The sequence below is a fragment of the Brucella sp. NBRC 113783 genome, assembly GCF_040372265.1.
Taxonomy (GTDB): Bacteria; Pseudomonadota; Alphaproteobacteria; order Rhizobiales; family Rhizobiaceae; genus Brucella; species Brucella teleogrylli.
On record NZ_BAABRX010000002.1, the window covers coordinates 24972 to 51049 of the forward strand.

Consider the following 26078-nt stretch of genomic DNA (forward strand, 5'->3'; position numbering starts at 1 on the left):
TACGCTCCGGGCTGTCGTTCGCGGTATATAGCACGCCTCAGACCAGCGCGCTCAAAACTCTGCTTGCGTTTACCGCGAAACGCTTGTTTCCGGAAGCGTTTTCATCAATTCTAGGGATATTTAAGTGATTTGCTATCAAACTGTCATGTGACAGCCATAGGCTTTGCGATGCGCCGGTTCGTTCCGGCAGATGCCGGATTAGGAAAAATGAACGAAAACAGTGCGTTGGCAAGCGAAACCCAGAACGGGGCTCATGAGATGACAGCTGAACCAGCCCGCACCTCCGATATCGGTTCGGACATGCAAAACGCTCCCGATGCTCACAAAGCTTTGAATGAAGATAAGATCGCGGAGCTGATGAACAGCGCGGATCGCTTCGTTAATCGTGAGTTTTCCTGGCTCCAGTTCAACCGTCGCGTTCTGGACGAGGCGGCCAATATGCGCCAGCCCTTACTGGAGCGCCTGCGTTTTCTGTCTATTTCGGCCACCAATCTCGATGAATTTTTCATGGTGCGCATTGCCGGTCTTGCCGGACAGGTGCGGGCCGGTGTAGCGCTGCGCAGTGCCGATGGTCGTACGCCACAGGAGCAGCTCGATTTCGTTCTGGATGAAGTGAGCCGTTTGCAGGCCGAGCAACAGGGTCGTTTCCGCATTTTGCGTGATGAACTGGTGCAGGAAAATATCGACATCGTTCGCCCGTCGGGCTTGTCGGATTCGGAAAAGGAATGGCTGGAAAGCCATTTTCTTGAAACGATCTTCCCGGTTTTGACGCCGCTCTCCATCGATCCGGCTCATCCTTTCCCGTTCATTCCGAATCTGGGCTTCTCAATTGCCTTGCAGCTGGCGCGTCGCGCCGACAATCACCCGATGACTGCGCTGCTGCGCATTCCGGTGGCTCTGAAGCGTTTCATCCAGCTGCCGACAGACCAACAAAACGTCTATCGTGTCATCACCATTGAAGATGCGGTGAGCCTGTTTATCGGGCGGCTGTTCCCTGGTTATGAGGTGCGCGGCGCAGGCACATTCCGCATTATTCGCGACAGCGATATTGAAGTTGAAGAAGAAGCCGAAGACCTCGTGCGTCTCTTCGAAACGGCGCTGAAGCGCCGCCGTCGCGGTCAGGTGATCCGTATCGAATTCGATGGCGAAATGCCGGAAGCCCTGCGCGTCTTTGTGGCGACCGAACTTGGCGTCTCCGAAAATCGTGTCAGCGTGCATGAAGGACTTCTGGCGCTCAACATGATCTCGGAAATCGTTTCGATCCCGCGCGATGACCTGAAATTCGTGTCCTACAATCCGCGTTTCCCAGAACGTATCCGCGAACATGGCGGCGATTGCTTTGCCGCGATTCGCGAAAAGGATATCGTGGTTCACCACCCTTATGAATCCTTCGACGTTGTGGTGCAGTTCCTGCGTCAGGCGGCGGCGGACCCGGATGTGCTGGCCATCAAGCAGACGCTCTACCGCACCTCCAACGACAGCCCGATTGTGCGTGCGCTGGTCGATGCGGCGGAAGCGGGAAAGTCGGTGACGGCGCTGGTCGAGCTGAAGGCGCGCTTCGATGAAGAAGCCAATATTCGCTGGGCGCGCGATCTCGAACGCGCGGGCGTGCAGGTGGTGTTCGGCTTTATCGAATTGAAGACGCACGCAAAAATGTCGCTTGTCGTGCGGCGCGAAGATCAGAAATTGCGCTCCTATGTGCATCTGGGCACCGGCAATTATCACCCGATCACCGCGCGCATTTATACGGATCTATCCTTCTTCACCTCGGATGCGGATATTGCCCGCGATGTGGCGCATATCTTCAATTTCATCACCGGCTATGCCCAGCCCGCCGAGGAAATGAAAATCGCCATTTCGCCCTTCACCTTGCGCGCGCGTATCATCAAGCACATTGAGGATGAAGTGGTGCATGCGAAGGCCGGGCGACCGGCGGCGATCTGGATGAAGATGAATTCGCTGGTCGATCCACAGATTATTGATGCGCTCTACAAGGCAAGCCAGGCGGGCGTTCATATTGATCTGGTGGTGCGTGGCATTTGCTGCCTGCGGCCGGGTGTTCCCGGCCTGTCCGACAATATTCGCGCCAAGTCGATTGTGGGGCGTTTTCTCGAGCATAGCCGCGTTTTCTGCTTTGGAAACGGGCATGATCTGCCGTCCGACAAGGCGATTGTCTATATTGGTTCCGCCGATATGATGCCGCGCAATCTCGACCGCCGTGTGGAGACTTTAGTACCCATCACCAACGCAACAGTTCATCAACAAATTTTATCACAAATCATGTTTGCCAACATAATTGATAACCAACAGAGCTATCAGCTACTTGCGGATGGCACCTCTCGCCGGATAGAAAAAGAAGAAGGAGAGGAAGCTTTCAACGCGCAGGAATATTTCATGACCAATCCTAGCCTTTCGGGTCGCGGAAAGTCGCTGAAGTCTTCGGCCCCCCGCCTCATCGCACATCGCAAGCGTGCGCAGGCGGAAAGAAAAACGACTGCATGAGCCCAGCTATAGCACAAGGCCGTCTGAAGGGTCTCAAGCCCATCGGGGTCATTGACATCGGCTCGAATTCGATCCGTCTCGTCATTTACGAAGGTATCGTCCGTTCACCGACGGTGCTTTTCAACGAAAAACTCCTTTGCGGTCTCGGCAAGGGGCTGGCCAAGACAGGTCGGCTCAACGACAAGTCCGTCGATATTGCGCTGCGCGCCTTGCGGCGCTTCCGTGCGCTGGCCGAACAGGCTGGCGCCGTTTCCGTGCACGCGCTGGCGACAGCTGCCGCGCGCGAAGCGAAGAACGGACCTGATTTCATCGCGCAGGCCGAGGCCATTCTTGGACGGCACATTGAAGTTCTGTCCGGCAAGGAAGAAGCCTATTATTCGGCGCTGGGGATCATTTCCGGCTTCCACAAGCCCCAGGGCGTAGCGGGCGATCTCGGTGGCGGCAGCCTTGAGCTGGTGGCCGTCAACGATCACGATATCGGCGAGGGCATCACCCTGCCGCTCGGCGGCTTGCGCCTTCAGGACATGTCCGACGAAAAGCTGACGGAAGCTGCGAAGATCACACGCACGGAGCTTGCAAAGGCGACGCTGCTTGAAATGCATCAGGGGCAGGTTTTCTATGCGGTCGGCGGCACGTGGCGTAACCTTGCCAAGCTGCATATGACCGCGAAGCATTATCCGCTGCTGGTCATGCATGGCTACGAGATGGACCCGGTTGAGGCGCAGAGTTTCCTCAAGCGCGTCGCCAAGGGCAATATCGACACGATGCGCGGTATTGAAGCGGTATCGAAGAACCGTCGCCAGCTTCTGTCTTACGGCGCGACCGTGATGCTGGAAACCATCCGCCGCATGAAGCCATCTAAGATCGTTTTCTCGGCATTGGGCGTGCGCGAAGGATATCTCTATTCGCTGTTGCCGAAGAATGAGCAGAAACTCGACCCATTGCTGGCTTCTGCGGAAGAACTGGCGATCCTGCGGTCGCGTTCGCCACGCCATGCGCGTGAACTTGCCGTCTGGACGACGCTTTCATTGCCGCAACTGGGCTTTGATGAAACCGAGGATGAGGCGCGTTATCGCGAAGCCGCATGTCTTGTGGCGGATATAAGCTGGCGCGCGCATCCCGATTATCGCGGTTCGCAGGCGCTGAACATCATTGCTCACGGCTCGTTCGGCGGCATCGACCATCCGGGCCGTTCCTATATGGCGCTGGCCAATTACTATCGTCATGAAGGGCTGATCGAAGACGAGATTGCGCCGGAAATCGTGCAGCTTGCCACACCGCGCCTGCGCGAAAGGGCCAAACTGCTCGGTGCATTGCTACGCGTCGTCTATCTTTTGTCGGCATCGATGCCGGGTGTCATTCCACGCCTCTATTGGCGTGAGGAAGAAAACGGCATTGCGCTGGTCGTGCCGGGCGATCTTGCCGATCTTGTCTCGGACCGCCCGGAAGGTCGCCTGCAGCAGCTTGCCAAATTGACGGGCAAGAACCTGTATTTTGCGATTGGCGACAAGGGAGGGGAATAAGGGAGTAAGGGAATAGGGGAGTATGTTTATACAGCCCTTTTCACCTATTCCCCTACTGCCTTATTCCCTTACTCCCCTAATTCCACCGCCCGAATACGGCGGTTCTCGAACTTGATGCCGATCTTGCCGTCGATCAGGTCCAGTGCCTTTTGACCGAACACTTCGCGACGCCAGCCTTGCAAGGCCTGCACTTTCGCTTCATCGCCTTCGGCTGCAATCTTGTCGATATCATCCGAACTGGCGACGATCTTGGCGGCAACGCCGTGTTCTTCTGTCACCAGCTTCAGCAGAACCTTCAGAAGATCGGCTGCGGCGGCGCTGCCTTCCGGCGAATGCGACGGCTTCGGCAGCTTCGGCAGGTCTTCCTTCGGAATAGCGAGCGCTGACTGAATTGCGGCGACCAGACCGGCGGCCTGTGCAGAGCGTTCCCAACCCTTCGGGATCGAACGCAGACGACCAAGCGCTTCGGCATCACGCGGCTGCTGCTGCGCGATTTCGGCAATCGTGTCGTCCTTGATGATACGGCCACGCGGCACGTTGCGTTCGCGCGCTTCCCGCTCGCGCCATGCAGCAACGGATTGCATGATGGCTAGTTCGATCGGCTTGCGCACGCGGGCCTTCACACGCCGCCATGCGTCGTCCGGATGCAGATCATAGGTTTCGCGGGCGGTCAGAACCGCCATTTCCTCGTTCACCCATTCGCTGCGACCTTCCTTCTGAAGTTCTTCCTTCAGATAGAGATAGATATCGCGCAGATAGGTGACATCGGCCAGCGCATAGTCGAGTTGCTTGTCCGAAAGCGGACGCCGCCGCCAGTCGGTGAAGCGTGACGACTTGTCGAGATGCTTGCCGGTGACTTTCTGGACCAACTGGTCGTAGGAAATCGCATCGCCGAAACCGCAGACCATCGCCGCGACTTGACTGTCGAAGACAGGAGACGGGATGAGATCGCCAAGATGAAACACGATTTCGATATCCTGCCGCGCAGCATGGAAAACCTTGACGATTTTCTCGTCCGCCATCAGGCGGAAGAAGGGTGCAAGGTCGAGACCGGGCGCAAGCGCATCCACCAGCGCGGTGTGATCCGGCGAAGCCATCTGGATAAGGCACAATTCCGGCCAGAACGTCGTTTCGCGGATGAACTCCGTGTCGACAGTGACGAAATCTGACTTGGATAGGGCGGATACGGCCTCTTCAAGGGCCTCTGTGGTCGTGATGAGTTGCATAAGTTTCTTTTAGACAAAGCGACATTGATTGTCCCGAAAGAATGCGCAAAAGCGATAGCATAACAAGTGCAAATCGTGTTTTTTGTCGATACGTTGCGTCAAGCGGCCAGAAGCTGGCCCCTCGCAGACAGTGCAGGCTTGACAAAACCCGGTCAAAATGCGCTTTTCCGCCAGAAATTATAGCGCTTCCTATCATAAGTAAGCACTTACTTATCTTATTCCAAAAGGCAGAAATCATGCATCGTTACCGCAGCCATACCTGCGCAGCCCTTCGCAAAACGGACGTCGGTTCGAACGTTCGTCTGTCCGGCTGGGTTCACCGCGTCCGTGACCATGGCGGCATTCTCTTCATCGATCTTCGCGATCATTACGGCATTACCCAGATTGTGGCCGATCCCGATTCGCCCGCTTTCAAGGTTGCCGAAACGGTTCGCGGCGAGTGGGTCATCCGCGTCGATGGTGAAGTGAAGGCCCGCGCAGGTGATGCGGTCAATGCGAACCTGCCGACCGGCGAAGTCGAAATCTTCGCGACCGAGATCGAAGTTCTGGCCGCAGCCAAGGAACTGCCGCTGCCTGTCTTCGGCGAGCCGGATTATCCGGAAGATATCCGCCTGAAGTATCGCTTCCTCGATCTGCGCCGCGAAACGCTGCACAAGAACATTATGAGCCGCACCAAGATCATTGCCGCGATGCGTCGCCGCATGACCGAAATCGGCTTCAACGAGTTCACCACGCCGATCCTGACGGCCTCGTCGCCGGAAGGCGCACGCGACTTCCTCGTGCCAAGTCGTATTCACGAAGGCAAGTTCTACGCGCTGCCGCAGGCGCCGCAGCAGTACAAGCAGCTTCTGATGGTTGCCGGTTTCGACCGCTACTTCCAGATTGCGCCTTGCTTCCGCGACGAAGACCCGCGCGCTGACCGCTTGCCGGGCGAATTCTACCAGCTCGACCTTGAAATGAGCTTCGTGACCCAGGAAGAAATCTGGGAAACGATGGAACCGGTCATGCGCGGCATTTTCGAAGAATTTGCCGAAGGCAAGCCGGTGACGCAGAAGTTCCGCCGTATCGCCTATGACGACGCGATCCGCACCTATGGTTCCGACAAGCCGGATCTGCGCAACCCGATCGAAATGCAGGCTGTGACCGATCATTTCGCGGGTTCCGGTTTCAAGGTCTTCGCGAACATGATCGCTAATGATCCCAAGGTCGAAGTCTGGGCCATTCCGGCCAAGACCGGCGGCTCCAGAGCATTCTGCGACCGCATGAATTCCTGGGCGCAGAGCGAAGGTCAGCCGGGTCTTGGCTATATCTTCTGGCGCAAGGAAGGCGACAAGCTTGAAGGCGCTGGCCCAATCGCCAAGAACATCGGCGAAGAACGCACCGAAGCAATCCGTGTGCAGATGGGCCTCGACGATGGCGACGCCTGCTTCTTCGTGGCTGGCCAACCGTCGAAGTTCTACAAGTTCGCTGGCGATGCGCGCACCCGTGCAGGCGAAGAACTGAACCTCGTTGACCGCGAGCGTTTCGAACTGGCCTGGATCATCGACTTCCCGTTCTACGAATGGGACGAAGACAACAAGAAGCTCGACTTCGCGCACAACCCGTTCTCCATGCCGCAGGGCGGTCTGGATGCGCTGGAAAATCAGGACCCGCTCGCCATCAAGGCCTATCAGTACGATCTCGTCTGCAACGGCTTCGAAATCGCCTCGGGCTCGATCCGTAACCAGCTGCCGGACGTCATGGTCAAGGCCTTCGAAAAGGTCGGCCTCAGCCAGCAGGATGTGGAAGATCGTTTCGGCGGTCTCTACCGTGCGTTCCAGTACGGCGCGCCTCCGCATGGCGGCATGGCTGCCGGTATCGACCGCGTCATCATGCTGCTGGTCGGTGCAAAGAACCTGCGTGAAATCTCGCTGTTCCCGATGAACCAGCAGGCGCTCGATCTTCTGATGAACGCGCCTTCGGAAGTGACGCCAGCCCAGCTGCGCGATCTTCATATCCGTTTGGCTCCCCAGGCTCAGAAGAGCTAAGCTCTTTTTCAGAGAACAAAAAACCCGGCCTTTGAGCCGGGTTTTTTATTTTGGATCAAATCTCGGAAAAAAGCCCGGTGCATTCACCGGGCTTCTTCGATTTTAGTTGTTGGCGTCGATGCCGACCTTCAACAGCTGGATGATCTTCGTTGGATCGAGCGAGGCGGTTGCAACGATCGATGCGAAGGTGACCGGCTGGTCAGGCGAGGCGCTCAGCGTCAGAGACTTCGGATCGGAGAAATACTTGTCCGATGCCGCTTTCAGCTGCTGGGCGAAATCCGGGTTTTTCAGCTGCGTGGCCATCAGCGGAACCATCATCTTCAGCTGTTCGCCAAGCGCCTTGGCGTCCGAACCCTGCTGCTTGGCATAATAGGTCAGCAGCTTTTCGGTCAGCGATGCATCGTCAAAGCGGATCGTCAGGTTCTTGAGGTTCAGCTGTTCTGCGAGGCCGAGAATGGCAAGACCGGCGGCGTCCTTGTCGGCGTCCGACTTGGTCATTGCTTCCTGCGTCTTCTGCACGGCTTCGACAAAGGCCAGATCGTAACCGCCAAGGCTGCCGGTAATGTTGATCTTGCCGAGGTCCTGCGCATCAACTTCCATCTGGTCGAGGGTGGCATCGCCCGACTTCGGCGACCACTGACCTTTCATGTTGACGGCGGCCTGAAGGCTCTTCATGCCCAGCGGCTCAAGCGGGTTCTGGCCGTCCTTGCCGAAGGTGGCGTCAATGCTGGCGACAGTGGCGCTGTAACCGATCTTTTCCGCCTTGTTCGACGTGTCGAGCGAGACATCGATGCCCTTCACCGTGGCGCCATCCGTGCCCGGCTTGCCGAAGGCGAGTTCATCAATCTTCATCTTGTCGTAAAGAACCATGCTGTCGAGCGGACCCTTGGCGGATTCGGCTGGAATCTGCAGGTTCTGCATCGACATGCCCTTGATGGAGGCCTGATCGTTCTTGCCGTCGGTGCTGTCGAGCGTGAGGTCGGGAACGACAACCTGTCCGATGGTGAAGCCGCCATCCTGTGCGTCCTGAACATCTTCAAGCGTCACATCGCCGACTTCCACGTCTTTCGGAGACAGCGTGGCAAGTTTGACCTTGGTGCCTTCGAGGACGATATTCGAACCGTCGGCCTTTACATTGGCAAAGCTCAGTTCACCGCCCTGCTTTTCGTAGAGGGCCTTGAGACGCTCGGCGACGGCATTGGCATCCGCAGCCATGGCGGCGCTGCCGAAAATCAGCGAAAGCGCTGTGCTTGCAGCAAAAATGCGCGCCGCTGGCTTGATGTTGACGAAAACCTGCATTCGAAGCTCCTGGCTCATCTCTTGATTTGGGTGCGGCATTCATAGGCGCAAATGTTCTAATTTAACAACCAGATTTGCTAATCCTGTGGTTGCAGCACGAGAAAACTAGTTTCCGGTTGCTCTATAGTGTGTAAATGGCGGCGGATTTGCGACTGACGCTCTGTTGCACACTCCAATCTGGATTTGTGCAACTATGCAGTGGATTTCAAGCGCAGCCTTGCGCTTTGCGTGTCCTATTTGGCGCAACCGCACTGTAATGTACTGGTTTAGTTCTCCTGAACGCTTGCTGACGAATCGCGCACTTGGTACTGAGAAGCATGGGAAAAAGTCTGATTCCGCCGGGCGACGGCGAAGAACACATCGAAAAGGTCGATCTTAAATCGGCCCTCGAGGAACGTTACCTCGCTTATGCGCTGTCCACGATCATGCATCGTGCGCTGCCGGACGTGCGCGACGGTCTCAAGCCGGTGCATCGCCGCATCATGCATGCCATGCGCTTGCTGCGTCTCAATCCCGATCAGGCCTATGCGAAATGCGCGCGTATCGTGGGCGATGTGATGGGTAAGTTCCATCCGCATGGCGACGCGTCGATTTACGATGCGCTGGTGCGACTGGCGCAGGATTTCGCGGTGCGTTATCCGCTGGTCGACGGGCAGGGCAATTTCGGCAATATCGACGGCGATAATGCCGCCGCCATGCGTTACACCGAAGCGCGCATGACCGAAGTGGCGACGCTGCTGCTCGAAGGCATCACCGAGGACGCCATCGATTTCCGTCCGACCTATAATGAGGAAGACGAGGAGCCCATCGTTCTGCCGGGCGCATTCCCAAACCTGCTGGCCAATGGCTCGGCGGGTATCGCGGTTGGCATGGCCACGAATATTCCGCCGCATAATGTGGCGGAGCTGTGCTCCTCGGCGCTTTATCTGATCAACCATCCCGATGCGGGCGTGGAAGAACTCATCACCTCGCCGGAGCAATATGCGGAAATCGAGCAGGAAGCGAAAACGGATCCGTCTGCACTTTTGAAAGCCAAGGTGCGCGGCCCGGATTTCCCGACGGGCGGTGTTCTGGTTGAAGAACACGGCAATATTGTCGAAGCCTATCGCACCGGTCGCGGTGCTTTCCGCGTTCGCGCGCGGTGGGAAAAAGAAGAGGGCAATCGCGGCACCTGGGTGATCGTTGTCACCGAAATTCCCTATCAGGTACAGAAGTCGCGCCTGATCGAGAAGATTGCCGAATTGCTGCTGGCCAAGAAGCTGCCGCTGCTTGACGATATTCGCGATGAATCTGCGGAAGATATCCGCATCGTTCTGGAGCCGAAGAACCGCACGGTCGATCCTGAACTGCTGATGGAATCGCTGTTCAAGCTGACCGAGCTTGAAAATCGCGTTTCGCTCAACATGAATGTGCTGTCGCACGGCAAGGTGCCGAATGTGCTGTCGCTGGGCGGCGTGTTGCGCGAATGGCTGGAACACCGCAAGGAAGTTCTCGTTCGCCGCTCGCAATATCGTCTGGCCGAGATTGAGCGGCGTCTGGAGATCCTCGGCGGCTTTCTGATCGCCTATCTCAATCTGGATGAGGTTATCCGCATCATCCGCGAGGAAGACGAGCCGAAGCAGGAATTGATGCGGGCCTTCGAACTGACCGATGTTCAGGCCGAGTCCATCCTCAATATGCGCCTGCGTTCGTTGCGCAAGCTCGAGGAATTCGAGATCCGCAAAGAGTTCGACGCTCTGACCGTCGAGAAGACCGATTTGGAAGGACTGCTCGCTTCCGGCACGCGCCAGTGGAAGAAGATCAGCACCGAAATCAAGGCGGTGCGCGAGAAATTCGGCCCTGCTACCAAGCTCGGCAAGCGCCGCACGAATTTCGCGGAAGCCCCGACCCACGATCTTGAAGACATCCACAATGCCATGATCGAGCGCGAGCCTGTCACAATCGTCGTATCGGAAAAGGGCTGGCTGCGCGCGATGAAGGGCCATATGGCCGATTTCTCGACGCTTTCCTTCAAGGAGGGCGACAAGCTCAAACTGGCTTTCCACGCGGAAACCACCGACAAGCTTCTGTTCTTCACGACAGGCGGCAAGTTCTTCACCATCGGTGCGAATACGCTTCCGGGCGGTCGCGGCCATGGCGAGCCGATCCGCATTCTGGTCGATATGGAAAACGATCAGGATATCCTGACGGCCTTCGTGCACGATCCGTCGGCAAAGCTGCTGCTCGTTTCGCATGAAGGCAATGGTTTCATCGTTCCGGAAAACGAAGCCGTCGCCAACACCCGCAAGGGCAAGCAGGTGATGAATGTAAAGGCTCCGGACGAGGCGAAGATTTGCGCCCGCGTTTCCGGCGATCACATTGCCGTCGTCGGCGAAAACCGCAAGATGGTCGTTTTCCCGCTGACGGAAATCCCGGAAATGACGCGCGGCAAGGGCGTGCGCCTGCAAAAATACAAGGATGGCGGCGTGTCCGATATCCGCACTTTTGCAATTGCCGAAGGGCTGTCATGGCAGGATTCGGCGGAACGCACCTTTACGCGCAGCAAGGAAGAACTCATCGAATGGATCGGTGCACGCGCTTCCGCCGGCCGCGTTGTTCCGAAGGGGTTTCCACGTTCGGGTAAGTTCTGACAGGTATAGCACCACCCCTCATTCTGAGGAGGTGCCCTGAGCGAAGCGAAGGGAACCGTCTCGAAGGGTGAGGGGATAGGGGTATACCTTGTGCGTTTTCCCTCAGCGCGTCGATCCTTCGACAAGCTCGGGGAAACGCGACGTTACCCCTCAAACCGCTGCCAACCGCGAGGGCCGAGATGTTCCTGCGGTGTGAAGCGAATTTTGTACTGCATCTTGCGCGAGCCCTCGACCCAATAGCCGAGATAGACATGCGGCAGGCCTGCCGCGCGCGCCCGCTCTATATGATCGAGAATCATATAGGTGCCGAGCGAGCGGTCATGCATATGCGGTGAGAAGAACGAATAGACCATGGAAAGGCCGTCGGCCATCACATCGGTCAGTGCCACGGCGATCAGCTCGCCATCGCCTTTCGGATCGATAAAACTGTCGGGGCCGCGACGGCGATACTCGATGATCTGCGTGTTGACATGGGTATCTTCAACCATCATCGCATAATCAAGCACGGTCATGTCCGACATGCCGCCTGAACGGTGGCGCGCGTCGAGATAATCGCGAAACAGCGCATATTGCTCGGTGCTGGGTTGCGCCTTGTGGACGCGACCGACCAGATCGCGGTTCTGGCTCCAGACGCGGCGCATATTGCGCGTCATCTCGAACTCTCCCGCCAGAATGCGCACGGAAACGCAGGCGCGGCAAAGCTCGCAGGCCGGACGATAGGCGATGTTCTGGGATCGGCGAAACCCGCCTTGGGTCAGGAGATCGTTGATCTCGTTGGCCTTGTCGCCCACGAGATGCGTAAACACTTTGCGCTCCATCTGACCGTCGAGATACGGACAGGGCGAGGGTGCCGTCAAGAAAAACTGCGGAGACTGTTGCGGTTGATGGGTCATTCAATATCCACGAAATGGCAATACCGAAACCATCACGATATTGGACAAGGATCGAACCGACGGCGCAAAACGTCAAGTGGCATTTTGCGCAGCCGGCTCTGAATTTTTTTGAACTTAAGCCTGATAGGCCCCGATCTTAACGATCCGAGCGGATGACCGCTGTGCCGAGCAGGAGATCGTGCACCGTGCGTTTGCGGTCGAGAACCAGCGTAGCCAGCAGGATCAGCGGCGTCAGCACGACATTCAGGCCCCAGAACAGCACCGAATGGACGATGGCGAGCATCGGGTCCACCGTGCCGCCTTCAAGCCGAACCAGCTTGAGATTCATCATCTGCATGCCCTTGGTCGCCTGCTGCGGGCCGCCCATGGTGCGCGACACATAGATCAGCGCGACGATGGGGAACATGATGCCATAGAGCATCCAGCCGATACCGAGCGTCAATATACCGAAAAGCGCGATCACGATTGCTGCCGGGATACACAGCAGAAAGACAATGAGATAGTCGATGAGAAAAGCCATCATCCGGCGCGTACGCACGCCTTCGAAGAAAGCTCGGCTGTCGTAACGCGGAGCCATGATCTCGCCGTGCAGGATATGGTCGGACATTTTTCCTTCCAGTCGTTTAAAAAGACAACCGGAGACAGACAATGTCCGGCGTCGCTCCGCCTTCCGGGCGGAACGATACCAACATGGTAAATGAAATGGGCCGTTTCAAGGAACGCTGTCAGATTAGCCCTGCTGTTTCAGCTTTTCGGCGACCTCAATCGCGAAATAGGTGAGGATGCCGTCGCAACCGGCGCGCTTGAAAGCGAGCAGGCTTTCCATCATCACTTTTTCTTCGTCGATCCAGCCATTGATACCGGCGGCCTTGATCATCGCATACTCGCCCGACACCTGATAGGCATAGGTCGGTAGGCGGAATTCGCTTTTCAGGCGATGGATGATGTCGAGATAGGGCAGGCCAGGCTTGACCATCAGCATGTCCGCGCCTTCGGCAATATCCTGTTCGGCTTCGCGCACGGCTTCTTCCGGATTGGCCGGGTCGATATAATAGGTCTTCTTGTCGCCTTTCAGCAGGCCCTGCGTGCCGATGGCCTCGCGATAAGGGCCGTAGAAAGCCGAGGCGAATTTCGTCGCATAGGACATGATCGGAATATGATGAAAGCCGTTCTCGTCCAGCGCCTGACGTATCGCGCCGATACGGCCATCCATCATATCGGACGGGGCGATGATGTCGGCACCGGCCTCGGCCTGCGAAAGCGCGCCGCGAACAACCATCGCGACGGATTCGTCGTTGACGATTTCGCCATCGCGCAAAATGCCGTCATGGCCATGTGTGGTGAACGGATCGAGCGCGGCGTCGGTAATGATGCCGATTTCCGGCACTTCCTTCTTGATTGCCCGCACTGCACGATTGATCAGGTTGTCGGGGCTGGCGACAAAGGCGCCGTCATCCGTCTTCACTTCGGCCTTTTCGCGCGGGAAGGGGGCAATGGCTGGAATGCCGAGCTTAGCGGCTTTCTCCGCCATGCGCACCGCCATATCAACCGAATAGCGCTCCACACCCGGCATGGCTTCCACAGGTTCGGAAACGCCGTTTCCATAGGTGAGGAAGAATGGCAGAATCAGATCGTCCACCGTCAGCTGCGTTTCCTGCACCAGCCTGCGCGACCAGTCGGCCTTGCGCATACGGCGCAAACGGCGGCTGCCGGTTACGTCATCGACATGCCTGCCGATATGAGGGGGGAGATATTTGGATTGACGGTCGCTCATTGAACTATTCCCGAGAATGGAAGCCGCGATGCAAATGCAATCAAAGGGCTGACTTCGGATGCGCACCGTTTATCACGGGAAAAGTGGTGAAACCAAGAAGATTGGCCCACTCTCGCCTGTGTGGGATTGACGCGGGGCGTCTCACTTTCTACCCATTTGGGGGAACGGGAGACAAGATATGCAGATTGACTTTGGCGGTGGCGACGAAATCGGCTTCGAACGCAAGGGAAAAGCCGGTCTCGTAAGGCTGACGCGGACCGCAGCGCTCAACGCGCTGACGCACAAGATGATTCTGGCGCTCGATCGGGCATTGCAGGCCTGGGAAAACGATCCCGAAGTCGCCTGCGTGATTCTGGAAGGCGAGGGCCGGGCATTCTGCGCCGGTGGAGATGTCGTGGCTGCCTACAAGTCTGGCCGCGAGGGAACGCCCGCTTACGAATTTTTCCGCGATGAATATCGGCTCAATGCCCGCATTGGCCGTTTCCCCAAGCCTTATATCTCGCTGATCAACGGCATCATCATGGGCGGCGGCGCTGGCATTTCAGTGCACGGCTCGCATCGCATCGTGACCGAAAACACCATGTTCGCCATGCCGGAAACCGGAATCGGTTTCTTTCCCGATGTTGGAGGAAGCGCATTCCTGCCGCATCTCCACGACAATTTCGGCTATTATCTCGCCTTGACGGGCAATCGTATTCGCTGGGGTGATTGCCTCCAGAGCGGAATTGCCACCCATGCGGTTGCAGCCAGCGATCTAAACGACGTGCGCGAGGATCTCATCGCGACGGCCGATATCGACGCTGCATTGACCCGCAGCCAGTATCCCGATTTCGAAACCCCGGCAGAAGCGCGGAATGTGATCAAAGAATGCTTTTCCGGCGCGACGCTTGCCGATTGCATGAACCTGCTGGACAAGGCCGCAGCTTCGGGCAGCAAACCGGCGACGGATATTCTGAACGTGATCGCAACGCGGTCGCCGACCAGCGTGGCGGTGACCTTCCGGCAGATCGCCGATGGTCGCCCGCTCGATCTCGATGATTGCATGCGCATGGAATATCGCATTGCCAGCCGCATGCTGGAAGCGCACGACTTTTATGAAGGCGTGCGGGCACTTCTGATCGACAAGGATGGCGCGCCATCCTGGCAACCGGCTTCCATCGAGGACGTGAAACCGGAACAGGTGAACGCCTATTTCGTCAATCTTGGCGAAAAGGAACTGACGTTCTCATGAGGAATTGCTGATGCATATGGATGAGTTGCGCCAGCACACGCAACCGAGCGGCCTGGAATGGACATTTACATGGTTCATTCGATTGCTGGCGCTGACTGCGCTTGCAAGCGGCGTTTTCTATTGGGTGCGGCTCATCGGCATTCATCCGGGATTGCTCTGGCGGTTCGATCTGATGCCATGGATGTGGCAGACCGCCGTGGTCGCGCTGGCGGTATTAATGCCGGTTGCCGCAACGGGTCTCTGGATGCGGGCAACCTGGGGGCCGGTGCTTTGGTTCGTGGCCGCAATCGGCGAGATCAGCATCTATTCGGTCTTTGAACGGAACTTTGAAAGCAGGCCGTTGACGGTCACGTTCAACGCCGTCTGCATCCTTGTTTATATCGTGTTCCGCGTGTTGCTGGTGCTGGAAAAACGGCGGCAGGCAAAGGCCAGCATTCCGGTCTGATTGCGGGCGCAGGTAAGTAAACATTAAGCCTGAATTTGCATTCCCCTTGGTAAGCTACTGTTAAGTCTGACTTTTAAGTCGAATTTTATGCATCTCGCCTAAAGTCCTCTCAGAACAGCGAGAAACATCGCTGCATAAAACAGGAAGAGAGCGGCATCGTGGATTTCCCGAATGCGGCTCCGACAGAGAGGCAAAGACAATGATGAATGCTCAGCGCAAAATCGACGCTCCGCTCTATGCTCCGGAAGCCGCACTCCGCAGCCTGTATCTGGAAGCCCTTCAACTAGTGGAGCGTCTGCACCGCCGTCTGCTCGATGTTGTGAAGGATGAGTTCGACCGCAACGGTCAGCTCGACATCAACGCAACTCAGGCGCTGCTGCTTTTCAACATTGGTAATTCGGAACTGACCGCCGGTGAACTGCGCTCACGCGGTTACTATCTCGGCTCGAATGTTTCCTACAACCTCAAGAAGCTCGTCGAAATGGGCTTCATTCATCACCAGCGCTCGCGTGTCGACCGCCGTTCGGTGCGCGTCAGCCTGACCGACAAGGGCAATGAGATCGCCAATCAGGTTGCAGCACTTTACGAACGTCACGTCCTGTCCATCGAACAGGTCGGCGGAATTCAGGTTGAAGAATTCATGGCGATGAACAAGTCCTTGCAGCGTCTCGACCGCTTCTGGAACGACAGCATCGCTTACCGTCTCTGATAAATGGACCGGCCTTTGGGCGCGTTTGTTGCAGAACGGACACAACAGACCTGCATTTGCTGAGGCGGATGAGCAATTATGCTTCGATCTTGACGCGCGTGGCTTGCAAACTGGGCCGCGCGACATGATTAAGCCATAAAAACCGACATAAGCAGTTCTCAAGACTGTACGGGCAAGAATGTGCCATCTTCCAACAGGTCGGGAGATATAAGCGGGCGCGCATATGGTTGCGGGTCGGCTATCGCCTTGAAACACTGTTGCTGATATTCTCGGACGACTGCCGCCGACATTGACCTATGAGCGGCGCGCCTTTTTGGGACCAAGCAAATGACCAAAACTGACAAGAATGCCGAAGCTTTCAAAGTGGACCGCCGCCGCTTCCTGCGCGGTGCTGCAACAGCTGGCCTTTCCGTGGCAGCCTCGGCTTTTGCGACGTCGTCCTTTGCACAGCAGGCTTTTAACGATGTGCTCGCGTCGCCGCGGCGCGGTAACTGGGATGACCAGTTCGATGCGCGCGCGACAGGCGGCCAGAAGGTTGCGACCAACCAGCCAGTTCTGAGCCAGCAGACTGTCGGCAATCTTCAAAATGCCATTGCACAATATAGCGATATTGCCGGTCGCGGCGGTTGGCCGACCGTTCCGGGCAATGCAAAGCTTCAGCTTGGCGTGAATGACCAGTCGGTCCAGTATCTGCGCAAGCGCCTCATGGTCTCTGGCGATCTGCCGCAGGGCGCTGGTCTTTCCAACGCCTTCGACACCTATGTTGATGCCGCAGTGAAGCGCTTCCAGTCGCGTCATGGTCTGCCGGCAGACGGCGTGATGGGCCAGTTCACCTATGCCGCGATGAATGTAGACGTGAATACGCGCCTCGGCCAGCTCCAGACCAACTTGCAGCGTCTTTCGCCGCTGGTCAGCGCCGGTATGCAGGAACAGCGTTTCGTGATGGTGAATATCCCGGCTGCGCGGATTGAAGCCGTTGAAAATGGCAGCGTCATGCAGCGCCACACCGCCGTTGTGGGCAAGATCGACCGCCAGACGCCAATCCTCAATTCGAAGATTCATGAAGTCATTCTCAATCCTTACTGGACGGCGCCGAAGTCCATCATCCAGAAGGACATCATTCCGCTGATGCGGAAGGACCCGCAATATCTGGCGAAGAACAAGATCCGGCTCTACAATCAGGCAGGTCAGGAAGTTCCGCCGGAAAGCATCGACTGGAACACGGACGACGCCGTGAAGCTGATGTTCCGTCAGGACCCGGGCAAGATCAACGCCATGTCCTCGACCAAGATCAACTTCCACAACCAGTATGCCGTCTACATGCACGACACGCCGCAGAAGAGCTATTTCAACAAGCTCATGCGTTTCGACTCGTCGGGCTGCGTGCGCGTGCAGAATGTTCGCGATCTGGACGTCTGGCTGTTGAAAAACACCGCTGGCTGGGATCGCCAGAACATCGAAGAAACGATCCGTACGGGCAACAACACGCCTATTCAGGTTGCTGATCCCGTGCCGCTGCACTTCGTGTACATTTCGGCCTGGTCGACGGGTGATGGTGTCGTGCAGTTCCGCGACGACATTTACAAGATGGACGGCGCAGCCTCGCTGGCGCTTGGTACAGACACCTGATTTTTCGATATTTCCGACTGAAAAAGAGCCGCCTCGAATATTCGGAGCGGCTTTTTTAGTTGTTAAACCGATATCAAATCGGTTTGCCGCATTTTGGAACATGCTTTTCGCTTTGCGGCCATTGGCCTTGGGCATTCAAGTGTGATAATGCGCCTCATCCAATAGCTTTTACCGGCTGACCCGGAGGGTGTGAAAATGTCTCAAGCCAACGCCGCCGCCAAGAATGCGTTTTCCGACGCTTTCTTCAATGCAAGCCTCGAGGACATCGATTCCGAAATTTTCGGTGCAATTCGCAACGAACTCGGTCGTCAGCGCCATGAAATCGAGCTGATCGCCTCGGAAAACATCGTTTCGCGGGCTGTTCTCGAAGCGCAGGGCTCCATCCTCACCAACAAATATGCCGAAGGATATCCGGGCAAGCGCTATTATGGTGGCTGCCAGTATGTGGACGTGGTGGAAGAACTGGCAATCGAACGCGCCAAGAAGCTCTTCGGCTGCGAATTCGCCAATGTTCAGCCGAATTCCGGTAGCCAGATGAATCAGGCCGTGTTCTTGGCTCTGCTGCAGCCGGGCGACACCTTCATGGGTCTCGATCTCAATTCGGGTGGTCACCTGACGCATGGTTCGCCGGTCAACATGTCTGGCAAGTGGTTCAATGTCGTGTCCTATGGCGTCCGTCAGGACGACCATCTGCTCGACATGGACGAAGTGGCTCGCCTTGCCCGCGAAAACAAGCCGAAGTTGATTCTCGCTGGCGGCACCGCTTATTCGCGCATCTGGGACTGGAAGCGTTTCCGCGAGATCGCCGATGAAGTTGGCGCTTATCTCATGGTCGATATGGCGCATATTGCCGGTCTGGTTGCCGGTGGCCAGCATCCGTCGCCGATCCCGCATGCCCATGTCTGCACGACGACGACGCACAAGTCTCTGCGCGGCCCGCGTGGCGGCATGATTCTGACCAACGATGCGGACATTGCCAAGAAGATCAACTCGGCTGTGTTCCCCGGTCTTCAGGGTGGTCCGCTTATGCATGTTATCGCCGGTAAGGCTGTTGCATTCGGTGAAGCGCTGAAGCCAGAATTCAAGCTCTATGCCAAAAACGTCGTCGACAATGCGCGCGCACTTTCGGAAGAACTGAAGTCGCATGGCCTCGATATCGTTTCCGGCGGCACCGATAACCATCTGATGCTGGTTGATCTGCGTCCTAAGAACGCAACCGGCAAGCGTGCGGAAGCCGCTCTCGGTCGCGCCAACATCACCTGCAACAAGAACGGTATTCCGTTCGACCCTGAAAAGCCGTTTGTCACCTCCGGCGTTCGTCTCGGCACACCAGCCGGCACCACGCGCGGTTTCGGCGTAACCGAATTCAAGGAAATCGGCTCGCTGATTGCCGAAGTTCTCGACGGTTTGAAGGTCGCTAATTCCGATGAAGGCAATGCCGCCGTCGAACAGGCTGTGAAGGATAAGGTCGTTGCTTTGACCGACCGTTTCCCGATGTATGGCTATCAGGGGTAAACCTGATCGCCTGAATTTCAAAAGCCCCGTTCAACCCTGTTGAGCGGGGCTTTTTTGCCCGTCATACCCGGTGTGTCGCATTCGGTAGGTTGATTGGCGCAGATCAGCTATGATCTGTAGGAATCAGTCTTCGAAGAGTGAGTGAAAGAGTTCCATGCGTTGTCCCTATTGCCAATCTGAAGATACGCAAGTGAAGGATTCCCGTCCTGCGGAGGATGGTGCGGTCATTCGCCGGCGTCGTGTCTGCTCGGTTTGCGGCGGGCGCTTCACCACATTCGAACGTGTCCAGCTTCGCGACCTGATGGTCGTGAAGAAAAGCGGACGCCGTGTGCCTTTCGATCGTGACAAGCTGACCCGCTCCATCGAAGTGGCGCTGCGCAAGCGCGAAGTCGACAGCGAGCGTATCGAACGTGCGATTTCCGGAATTGTTCGCCAGCTTGAAAGCTCGGGGGAGGCGGAGGTGACATCCGACGAGATCGGTCGTCTGGCGATGGATGCGCTGAAGGGTGTGGATGATATTGCCTATATCCGGTTTGCATCGGTCTATCGCAATTTCAGCAAGGCCGTCGATTTCCATAATGTGATCGATGAACTGGCAGCTCCCGATACCGAGGACGATCTGGATAGATAGGCATGACTGCACTGGAATTTCCGCATTCCGACGTAACTTCGGACGATATCCGCTTCATGGAAGCGACAATCCGTTATGCCCGTCGTCACAAGGGGCTGACGGGCACCAATCCATCCGTCGGCACACTGATCGTCAAGGATGGCGTCATCGTCGGACGCGGCGTGACCGCACTGGGCGGCAGGCCGCATTCCGAGCCGCAGGCGCTTGCCGATGCAGGCGAGGCGGCGCGAGGCGCAACGGCCTATGTGACGCTGGAACCATGCGCCCATCATGGTCGCACGCCGCCTTGCGCTGAAGCGCTGGTGCGTGCCGGCGTGGTCCGCGTTGTCGTCGCGGCCACCGATCCGGATGATCGGGTCAGCGGCAAGGGTTTTGCCATCCTGCGCGAAGCGGGCATTGAAGTGGAGCCGGGCATCCTCGCCGAAAAGGCAGCCGACGATCTCGCTGGCTACCTGAATCGTTCTTCCAGGAAACGCCCGGAAGTGATTCTGAAACTTGCACTTTCCGCAGATGGCATGATCGGAAAAAAGGGCGAGGGGCAGGTGCCGATTACCGGCCAGGTGTCGCGCGCCCAATCCCACATCTTACGGTCGCAAACTGATGTTATCCTTATTGGTATCGAAACGGCGCTTGCAGACGATCCGGTTTTGAACTGCCGCCTGCCGGGGCTTGAACAGCGCTCGCCCATCCGCGTCGTGCTCGACGGTGGTTTGCGGTTGCCATTGGCTTCGAAGCTGGTTCAGTCGGCGGATGCGCAGCCGCTTTGGATTGCCTGTACAGACGATGCATCGCCGGAACGGCGGTACGAACTGAAGGCGGCGGGGTGCCGCATTCTGGCGACCGAGGCGCATGATTGCCGGATTGCCTTGCCGGAATTGATGGACGACCTTGCCGCGCAGGGTATTGGTTCCGTTCTCGTGGAAGGCGGCGCGGGTGTGGCCAAGAGCTTTCTGGAAGAAAAGCTGGTTGACCGCCTGATTACCTTCCGCTCACCGATTGAAATTGGTGCTGCCGATGGGGTTGCCGTCCCCGGTCTTGAAACCCATATCGCAGAAGAATTCAAAATTCTCAGGCAGGCGCGTTTCGGTGACGATGCTTATGCGGAATATGTAAGGAAGTCTTGATGTTTACAGGCATTATTACCGATATCGGCAAGGTTGACCGGATCAAGCCGCTGAATGAAGGCGTGTTGCTGCGTATCGAGACCGTCTACGATCCCGAAACTATCGAGCTTGGCGCATCGATTGCGTGTTCCGGTGTTTGCCTGACCGTCGTTGCGCTGCCGGAAAAGGGCACCAATGCCCGCTGGTTTGAAGTGGAAGCATGGGAAGAAGCCCTGCGCCTGACCACCATCTCCACGTGGGAAAATGGAACCAATATCAATCTGGAACGCTCGCTGAAGCTTGGCGACGAAATGGGCGGGCATCTGGTTTCCGGCCATGTCGATGGACAGGCGGAAATCGTTGCACGCAAGGATGAGGGCGACGCGGTGCGCTTCACCCTGCGTGCGCCGGAAGAACTTGCGCCATTCATCGCCCAGAAGGGTTCGGTCGCGCTCGATGGCACGTCGCTGACGGTCAACGGTGTGAACGGTAATGAATTTGACGTTTTGCTCATCCGCCATTCGCTGGAAGTGACAACCTGGGGTCAGCGAAAAGCGGGTGACAAGGTGAATATCGAGATCGACCAGCTCGCACGCTATGCGGCAAGGCTTGCGCAATATCGGAAATAGGCTTACAGCCTAAAATTCCAGGCTGTAAAAGCATATCCCGATTTAAGCGTTGACCGCAGGTCTTGCGGTCCGCAAAATTTGTCATGGAGTTTCTCATGTCCGATCACGAGGCGCGCGCGCCGCATTTGCTTATTGTTGAAGCACGTTTCTACGACGATCTTGCCGATGCACTTCTTGATGGCGCAAAGGCGGCTCTGGACGATGCGGGCGCCACCTATGACGTCGTGACCGTACCGGGCGCGCTGGAAATTCCGGCCACCATTTCCTTTGCCCTCGATGGCGCCGACAATGACGGCACCGAATATGACGGTTATGTCGCGCTGGGCACGGTGATCCGTGGTGAGACCTATCATTTCGACATCGTTGCAAACGAATCCTGCCGTGCGCTGACCGATTTGGCCGTTGAAGAAAGCCTTGCCATCGGCAACGGCATTCTGACCGTCGAGAATGACGAACAGGCATGGGTGCGCGCGCGTCGTGAAGACAAGGACAAGGGCGGTTTTGCTGCCCGCGCCGCACTGACCATGATTGATCTGCGCAAGAAGTTCGGAGCGTGAATATTATGAGTTCTTCCGCAGAAGGTCGCCCGACACCAAACCTGCCGCGTACGGCGAACAAGCGTGGCGTTGCCCGGCTTGCAGCCGTGCAGGCGCTCTACCAGATGGACGTTGCCGGTACGGGCGTGATGGAAGTGGTCGCAGAATACGAAGCCTTCCGCCTCGGCAAGGAAGTGGATGGTACGCAATATCTCGATGCCGATCCGCAATGGTTCCGCGCCATCGTCGCCGGTGTTGTCGACAGCCAGCTCAAGCTTGATCCGATGATCCATCAGGCATTGACCGAGGACTGGCCGCTGTCGCGTCTCGATTCCACGCTGCGCGCGATCTTGCGCGCCGGTGCATGGGAGCTGACCTCGCGCAACGATGTGCCGACCGCCGTCATTGTCTCGGAATATGTCGATATCGCCAAGGCTTTCTACACCGAAGACGAGCCGAAGCTCGTCAATGCCGTGCTCGACCGCCTTGCCTTCGTCATTCGCGGTGAAAGCCGCGGGACCAAGCCGCGCCACTAAGAGCGGTTTTAGAGATTGATAAAAGCAAGAAGGGCTGTGAGAAATCACAGCCCTTCTTTCATTGTATGCTGGCAAAGAACGTCTTGACGTTTGTTAAACCGTTTCGCATGTTGGTCATGCGGCATTGAGAATGCTCGACTACAAGGGAACTTTGTAATTATTTGATTTCAAGGCGTTAAGTTCCTGATGAAACTATACCGTTGAAGCCCGGTACGAAGTGGTGGCTTCAAGCACTTTCCATGCCGCTCTAATCGGCCCGGGGAGGGGTTTTCGGGCCTTCATGCGCATATGCCTGCCGTTAATTGCCGAGTAAACGGATGTTATCTGAGGTCAAGCTGACGGTAGCCGGCGCAAACTCGATAGGAGTTGGCCTTTATGCAAATGGGAGTGGCAGTCTTACTTCTCGTTATTGCCTGCGGCGTGGTTTCCGTTCTTTTCGCCTTCTGGTCGATCCGTTCGATCCTGGCGGCCGATCAGGGAACACCGCGTATGCAGGAAATCGCTGGCGCCATCCGCGAGGGTGCGTCGGCCTATCTCACACGACAATATTCCACGATTGCGATTGTCGGAATCGTCGTGTTCCTCGCCGCATGGTATTTGCTGTCGCTGAGCGCCGCCATCGGCTTTCTGATCGGCGCAATCCTGTCCGGCGTCACAGGCTTTATCGGGATGCATGTTTCAGTGCGCGCCAATGTGCGCACAGCGCAGGCCGCTTCCTTGAGTCTGGCAGGCGGGCTTGAAATGGCTTTCAAGTCCGGTGCCGTTACCGGCCTTCTGGTGGCTGGTCTCGCTCTGCTTGGTGTCTCCGTTTATTATTTCATTCTAACTGTCTGGCTGGGCTATGCACCTGCCGACCGCACGGTTATCGATGCACTGGTGGCGCTCGGCTTTGGCGCGTCGCTGATTTCGATCTTCGCGCGTCTGGGCGGCGGTATCTTCACCAAGGGTGCGGATGTCGGCGGCGATCTCGTCGGCAAGGTGGAAGCCGGTATTCCGGAAGATGATCCGCGCAATCCGGCAACCATCGCCGATAATGTCGGCGATAATGTCGGCGATTGCGCCGGTATGGCGGCCGATCTGTTCGAGACCTACGCCGTTACCGTGGTCGCCACCATGGTTCTGGGCGCGATCTTCTTCAATGGTTCGGACGTGTTGTCGAGCGTCATGCTCTATCCGCTGATGATCTGCGGAGCCTGCGTGATCACCTCGATAGCAGGCACGTTCTTCGTCAAGCTTGGCGTCAACGGCTCCATCATGGGCGCGCTCTATAAAGGCCTGATCGTGACGGGCCTCTTGTCCATCATCGGGCTTGGGGTGGCCAACACGCTGACGATTGGCTGGGGCGAAATCGGCACTGTGACCGGAAAGAGCATCACCGGCACCAATCTGTTCATCTGCGGGCTGATCGGTCTCATCGTGACGGGTCTGATCGTGGTGATTACCGAATATTATACAGGCACCAACAAGCGTCCCGTCAATTCGATCGCGCAGGCTTCGGTGACGGGGCATGGCACCAATGTCATACAGGGCCTTGCCGTTTCGCTGGAATCAACCGCCTTGCCTGCCATCGTGATTGTTGGCGGCATCATCAGCACCTATCAGCTTGCCGGTCTCTTCGGCACGGCTATTGCGGTCACGGCCATGCTGGGCATTGCCGGGATGATCGTGGCGCTCGATGCCTTCGGACCGGTGACTGACAACGCTGGTGGTATTGCGGAAATGGCCGGTCTCGACCCGGAAGTGCGCAAGTCCACTGATGCGCTGGATGCGGTCGGCAACACGACCAAGGCTGTGACCAAGGGCTATGCCATCGGCTCGGCGGGCTTGGGCGCTCTGGTGCTGTTCGCAGCCTATTCCAACGATCTTGCTTACTTCGCTGCCAACGGCCAGACCTATCCGTACTTTGCGGATATGGGGCCGGTTTCGTTCGATCTGTCAAACCCCTATGTGGTGGCAGGTCTGATCTTCGGCGGCCTTATCCCTTATCTGTTCGGCGGTATGGCCATGACGGCTGTGGGTCGCGCAGGCGGGGCCGTGGTGCAGGAGGTTCGTCGCCAGTTCAAGGAAAAGCCGGGCATTATGACCGGCAAGGAACGCCCGGATTATGCCCGCGCGGTCGATCTTCTGACCAAAGCGGCAATCCGCGAAATGATCATTCCGTCGCTTCTGCCGGTGCTGGCGCCGCTCGTCGTCTATTTCGGCGTGCTGATGATTTCGGGCTCCAAGGCGGCGGCCTTCGCAGCGCTTGGCGCGTCGCTGCTCGGCGTCATCGTCAATGGGCTGTTCGTGGCCATTTCCATGACCTCCGGTGGGGGTGCATGGGACAATGCCAAGAAGAGCTTCGAAGACGGCTTTACCGACGCCGATGGCGTGAAGCACCTCAAGGGTTCGGAAGCGCATAAAGCGTCGGTGACGGGCGATACGGTTGGCGATCCGTACAAGGATACTGCCGGTCCCGCGGTCAATCCGGCGATCAAGATCACCAATATCGTGGCGCTTCTGCTGCTTGCAGTGCTGGCGCATATGGCTTGATCCGTTTTCAAATCCCGAAAACAGAAAACCCGCCGAGAGGCGGGTTTTCCTTTGGATAAGATGTTGCGGCGATCAGCTGCCGCCCGGTCCGCCTGCGCCCGCTCCGGGCACGGAGGTCGGAGCTTTGGAAACGCCCTGGATAACCTGGCCCAAGAAGGTCTGGTCCTTGCCGCCGGTTGGCGTGGTGCGCGATACGAAATCGAACAGCTTGCCGTCCTGCATGCCGTAATTGGCGATATTCTGAACCTTGCCGTCCTTGTCGAAATAGATTGCAAGAATCTGGCGATCAACCAGCTTCGGCTTCATGAACTGAGCCATGCGATGGCGCTTCTGCGAAATGTAATAGAACACTTCGTTGTCGAAGGTCGCGGTGGTCGACGGCGTGCCAAGCGCCAGCAGCACCTGCTCGCGGCTGGAGCCGACCGGCACCGAATCAAGCGCCTGCTGATCCAGCACATAGCCTTCCGTCAGCGTCTCGGACGGGTTCAGCGTGGACGCGGTGTTGCATCCGGCGAGGGCGGCCGAAAACAGAATTGCCGTACCAGCCAGAAGAGCACGCTGCTTGCGTGCGCCTGTTGATGCGCCGGAACGCACAGTTGAGAAAATCCGCTGCAACAAAGACCTCTCCATAATTCTATTATCAGCGCGGCACTTTCGCCGTCGGGAGAACTTCGGTAAACCACCTTGCTTCTATATGCAACTGGAACG

At 57.2% G+C, this 26078-nt stretch carries 21 protein-coding genes; 15 read left to right on the forward strand and 6 right to left on the reverse strand.

Going from position 1 to position 26078, the window contains the following annotated elements; genetic code table 11:
- The first annotated feature begins 258 nt into the window (after positions 1-258).
- Together ABWW11_RS05460 and ppx are read left to right on the forward strand one after the other, a co-directional pair.
- Complete coding sequence (locus ABWW11_RS05460) at positions 259-2502, forward strand: RNA degradosome polyphosphate kinase (RefSeq protein WP_413464688.1); 2244 nt, start codon at positions 259-261, stop codon at positions 2500-2502.
- Positions 2499-4025 (forward strand): exopolyphosphatase, encoded by a 1527-nt coding sequence (gene ppx, locus ABWW11_RS05465; protein WP_109368717.1) that lies wholly within the window; start codon positions 2499-2501, stop codon positions 4023-4025. Before ABWW11_RS05460 ends, ppx begins: the two co-directional genes overlap by 4 nt.
- Before the next feature lie 68 nt (positions 4026-4093).
- Here the strand turns inward: ppx and rnd are convergent, their stop codons facing one another.
- Positions 4094-5251, reverse strand: coding sequence for a ribonuclease D (rnd, locus tag ABWW11_RS05470; protein WP_109368718.1), 1158 nt, complete (start codon positions 5249-5251; stop codon positions 4094-4096).
- A gap of 236 nt (positions 5252-5487) precedes the next feature.
- Here rnd and aspS point away from each other — a divergent pair, with 236 nt between their 5' ends.
- A complete protein-coding gene (aspS, locus tag ABWW11_RS05475) occupies positions 5488-7278 on the forward strand; it encodes an aspartate--tRNA ligase (protein WP_319080468.1) in 1791 nt (596 codons plus the stop codon).
- Between the two features lie 102 nt (positions 7279-7380).
- On the opposite strand, the gene ABWW11_RS05480 is transcribed toward aspS, so the two are convergent.
- Positions 7381-8577, reverse strand: coding sequence for an aq_1923 C-terminal domain (locus ABWW11_RS05480; RefSeq protein WP_121535715.1), 1197 nt, complete (start codon positions 8575-8577; stop codon positions 7381-7383).
- 317 nt (positions 8578-8894) lie between these two features.
- On the opposite strand from ABWW11_RS05480, the gene parC reads away from it, so the two are divergent.
- Positions 8895-11207, forward strand: a complete 2313-nt coding sequence (parC, locus tag ABWW11_RS05485; RefSeq protein WP_319080467.1) for a DNA topoisomerase IV subunit A — start codon at positions 8895-8897, stop codon at positions 11205-11207.
- Between the two features lie 143 nt (positions 11208-11350).
- Here the strand turns inward: parC and ABWW11_RS05490 are convergent, their stop codons facing one another.
- The 3 genes from ABWW11_RS05490 to hemB all read right to left on the reverse strand — a co-directional run bounded on the left by ABWW11_RS05490 (position 11351) and on the right by hemB (position 13874).
- Positions 11351-12100, reverse strand: coding sequence for an arginyltransferase (locus ABWW11_RS05490; RefSeq protein WP_109368722.1), 750 nt, complete (start codon positions 12098-12100; stop codon positions 11351-11353).
- Between the two features lie 136 nt (positions 12101-12236).
- Positions 12237-12707 (reverse strand): RDD family protein, encoded by a 471-nt coding sequence (locus ABWW11_RS05495; protein WP_124915611.1) that lies wholly within the window; start codon positions 12705-12707, stop codon positions 12237-12239.
- A gap of 123 nt (positions 12708-12830) precedes the next feature.
- The gene (gene hemB / locus ABWW11_RS05500; RefSeq protein WP_319080466.1) at positions 12831-13874 is read right to left on the reverse strand and encodes a porphobilinogen synthase; all 1044 of its coding nucleotides are present in this window, start codon (positions 13872-13874) and stop codon (positions 12831-12833) included.
- Between the two features lie 178 nt (positions 13875-14052).
- Between hemB and ABWW11_RS05505 the strand changes: the two genes are divergently transcribed.
- The 11 genes from ABWW11_RS05505 (at position 14053) to ABWW11_RS05555 (ending at position 25370) form a co-directional block, all read left to right on the forward strand.
- The gene (locus ABWW11_RS05505; protein ID WP_109368725.1) at positions 14053-15105 is read left to right on the forward strand and encodes an enoyl-CoA hydratase/isomerase family protein; all 1053 of its coding nucleotides are present in this window, start codon (positions 14053-14055) and stop codon (positions 15103-15105) included.
- Positions 15106-15115: 10 nt separating this feature from the next.
- Positions 15116-15550: a DUF6163 family protein gene (locus ABWW11_RS05510; RefSeq protein ID WP_171317765.1), complete on the forward strand. Its 435-nt coding sequence runs from the start codon at positions 15116-15118 to the stop codon at positions 15548-15550.
- Positions 15551-15749: 199 nt separating this feature from the next.
- Positions 15750-16259, forward strand: coding sequence for a transcriptional regulator LdtR (gene ldtR, locus ABWW11_RS05515; RefSeq protein ID WP_078340499.1), 510 nt, complete (start codon positions 15750-15752; stop codon positions 16257-16259).
- Between the two features lie 327 nt (positions 16260-16586).
- A complete protein-coding gene (locus ABWW11_RS05520) occupies positions 16587-17888 on the forward strand; it encodes a L,D-transpeptidase family protein (RefSeq protein ID WP_109368727.1) in 1302 nt (433 codons plus the stop codon).
- Positions 17889-18083: 195 nt separating this feature from the next.
- Positions 18084-19403, forward strand: a complete 1320-nt coding sequence (glyA, locus tag ABWW11_RS05525; protein ID WP_109368728.1) for a serine hydroxymethyltransferase — start codon at positions 18084-18086, stop codon at positions 19401-19403.
- A 154-nt stretch (positions 19404-19557) separates the two neighbouring features.
- Positions 19558-20034, forward strand: a complete 477-nt coding sequence (nrdR, locus tag ABWW11_RS05530) for a transcriptional regulator NrdR (RefSeq protein WP_109368729.1) — start codon at positions 19558-19560, stop codon at positions 20032-20034.
- 2 nt (positions 20035-20036) lie between these two features.
- Positions 20037-21158: a bifunctional diaminohydroxyphosphoribosylaminopyrimidine deaminase/5-amino-6-(5-phosphoribosylamino)uracil reductase RibD gene (gene ribD / locus ABWW11_RS05535; protein WP_319080465.1), complete on the forward strand. Its 1122-nt coding sequence runs from the start codon at positions 20037-20039 to the stop codon at positions 21156-21158.
- Positions 21158-21766 (forward strand): riboflavin synthase, encoded by a 609-nt coding sequence (locus ABWW11_RS05540; RefSeq protein ID WP_109368731.1) that lies wholly within the window; start codon positions 21158-21160, stop codon positions 21764-21766. Before ribD ends, ABWW11_RS05540 begins: the two co-directional genes overlap by 1 nt.
- A 95-nt stretch (positions 21767-21861) precedes the next feature.
- Complete coding sequence (locus ABWW11_RS05545; RefSeq protein WP_109370205.1) at positions 21862-22323, forward strand: 6,7-dimethyl-8-ribityllumazine synthase; 462 nt, start codon at positions 21862-21864, stop codon at positions 22321-22323.
- A 5-nt stretch (positions 22324-22328) separates the two neighbouring features.
- Positions 22329-22838: a transcription antitermination factor NusB gene (nusB, locus tag ABWW11_RS05550; RefSeq protein WP_109368732.1), complete on the forward strand. Its 510-nt coding sequence runs from the start codon at positions 22329-22331 to the stop codon at positions 22836-22838.
- A gap of 375 nt (positions 22839-23213) precedes the next feature.
- Positions 23214-25370: a sodium-translocating pyrophosphatase gene (locus ABWW11_RS05555; protein WP_319080464.1), complete on the forward strand. Its 2157-nt coding sequence runs from the start codon at positions 23214-23216 to the stop codon at positions 25368-25370.
- A gap of 72 nt (positions 25371-25442) precedes the next feature.
- Here ABWW11_RS05555 and ABWW11_RS05560 read toward each other — a convergent pair whose 3' ends face one another.
- Positions 25443-26000: an outer membrane protein assembly factor BamE gene (locus ABWW11_RS05560; protein ID WP_109368734.1), complete on the reverse strand. Its 558-nt coding sequence runs from the start codon at positions 25998-26000 to the stop codon at positions 25443-25445.
- Between the last annotated feature and the right edge of the window lie 78 nt (positions 26001-26078).

Coding starts and splice junctions, on each gene's coding strand:
- ABWW11_RS05460 (WP_413464688.1), top strand. CDS start 259: ATGACAGCTGAACCAGCCCGCACCTCCGATATCGGTTCGGACATGCAA.
- ppx (WP_109368717.1), top strand. CDS start 2,499: ATGAGCCCAGCTATAGCACAAGGCCGTCTGAAGGGTCTCAAGCCCATC.
- rnd (WP_109368718.1), bottom strand. CDS start 5,251: ATGCAACTCATCACGACCACAGAGGCCCTTGAAGAGGCCGTATCCGCC.
- aspS (WP_319080468.1), top strand. CDS start 5,488: ATGCATCGTTACCGCAGCCATACCTGCGCAGCCCTTCGCAAAACGGAC.
- ABWW11_RS05480 (WP_121535715.1), bottom strand. CDS start 8,577: ATGCAGGTTTTCGTCAACATCAAGCCAGCGGCGCGCATTTTTGCTGCA.
- parC (WP_319080467.1), top strand. CDS start 8,895: ATGGGAAAAAGTCTGATTCCGCCGGGCGACGGCGAAGAACACATCGAA.
- ABWW11_RS05490 (WP_109368722.1), bottom strand. CDS start 12,100: ATGACCCATCAACCGCAACAGTCTCCGCAGTTTTTCTTGACGGCACCC.
- ABWW11_RS05495 (WP_124915611.1), bottom strand. CDS start 12,707: ATGTCCGACCATATCCTGCACGGCGAGATCATGGCTCCGCGTTACGAC.
- hemB (WP_319080466.1), bottom strand. CDS start 13,874: ATGAGCGACCGTCAATCCAAATATCTCCCCCCTCATATCGGCAGGCAT.
- ABWW11_RS05505 (WP_109368725.1), top strand. CDS start 14,053: ATGCAGATTGACTTTGGCGGTGGCGACGAAATCGGCTTCGAACGCAAG.
- ABWW11_RS05510 (WP_171317765.1), top strand. CDS start 15,116: ATGCATATGGATGAGTTGCGCCAGCACACGCAACCGAGCGGCCTGGAA.
- ldtR (WP_078340499.1), top strand. CDS start 15,750: ATGATGAATGCTCAGCGCAAAATCGACGCTCCGCTCTATGCTCCGGAA.
- ABWW11_RS05520 (WP_109368727.1), top strand. CDS start 16,587: ATGACCAAAACTGACAAGAATGCCGAAGCTTTCAAAGTGGACCGCCGC.
- glyA (WP_109368728.1), top strand. CDS start 18,084: ATGTCTCAAGCCAACGCCGCCGCCAAGAATGCGTTTTCCGACGCTTTC.
- nrdR (WP_109368729.1), top strand. CDS start 19,558: ATGCGTTGTCCCTATTGCCAATCTGAAGATACGCAAGTGAAGGATTCC.
- ribD (WP_319080465.1), top strand. CDS start 20,037: ATGACTGCACTGGAATTTCCGCATTCCGACGTAACTTCGGACGATATC.
- ABWW11_RS05540 (WP_109368731.1), top strand. CDS start 21,158: ATGTTTACAGGCATTATTACCGATATCGGCAAGGTTGACCGGATCAAG.
- ABWW11_RS05545 (WP_109370205.1), top strand. CDS start 21,862: ATGTCCGATCACGAGGCGCGCGCGCCGCATTTGCTTATTGTTGAAGCA.
- nusB (WP_109368732.1), top strand. CDS start 22,329: ATGAGTTCTTCCGCAGAAGGTCGCCCGACACCAAACCTGCCGCGTACG.
- ABWW11_RS05555 (WP_319080464.1), top strand. CDS start 23,214: ATGCAAATGGGAGTGGCAGTCTTACTTCTCGTTATTGCCTGCGGCGTG.
- ABWW11_RS05560 (WP_109368734.1), bottom strand. CDS start 26,000: ATGGAGAGGTCTTTGTTGCAGCGGATTTTCTCAACTGTGCGTTCCGGC.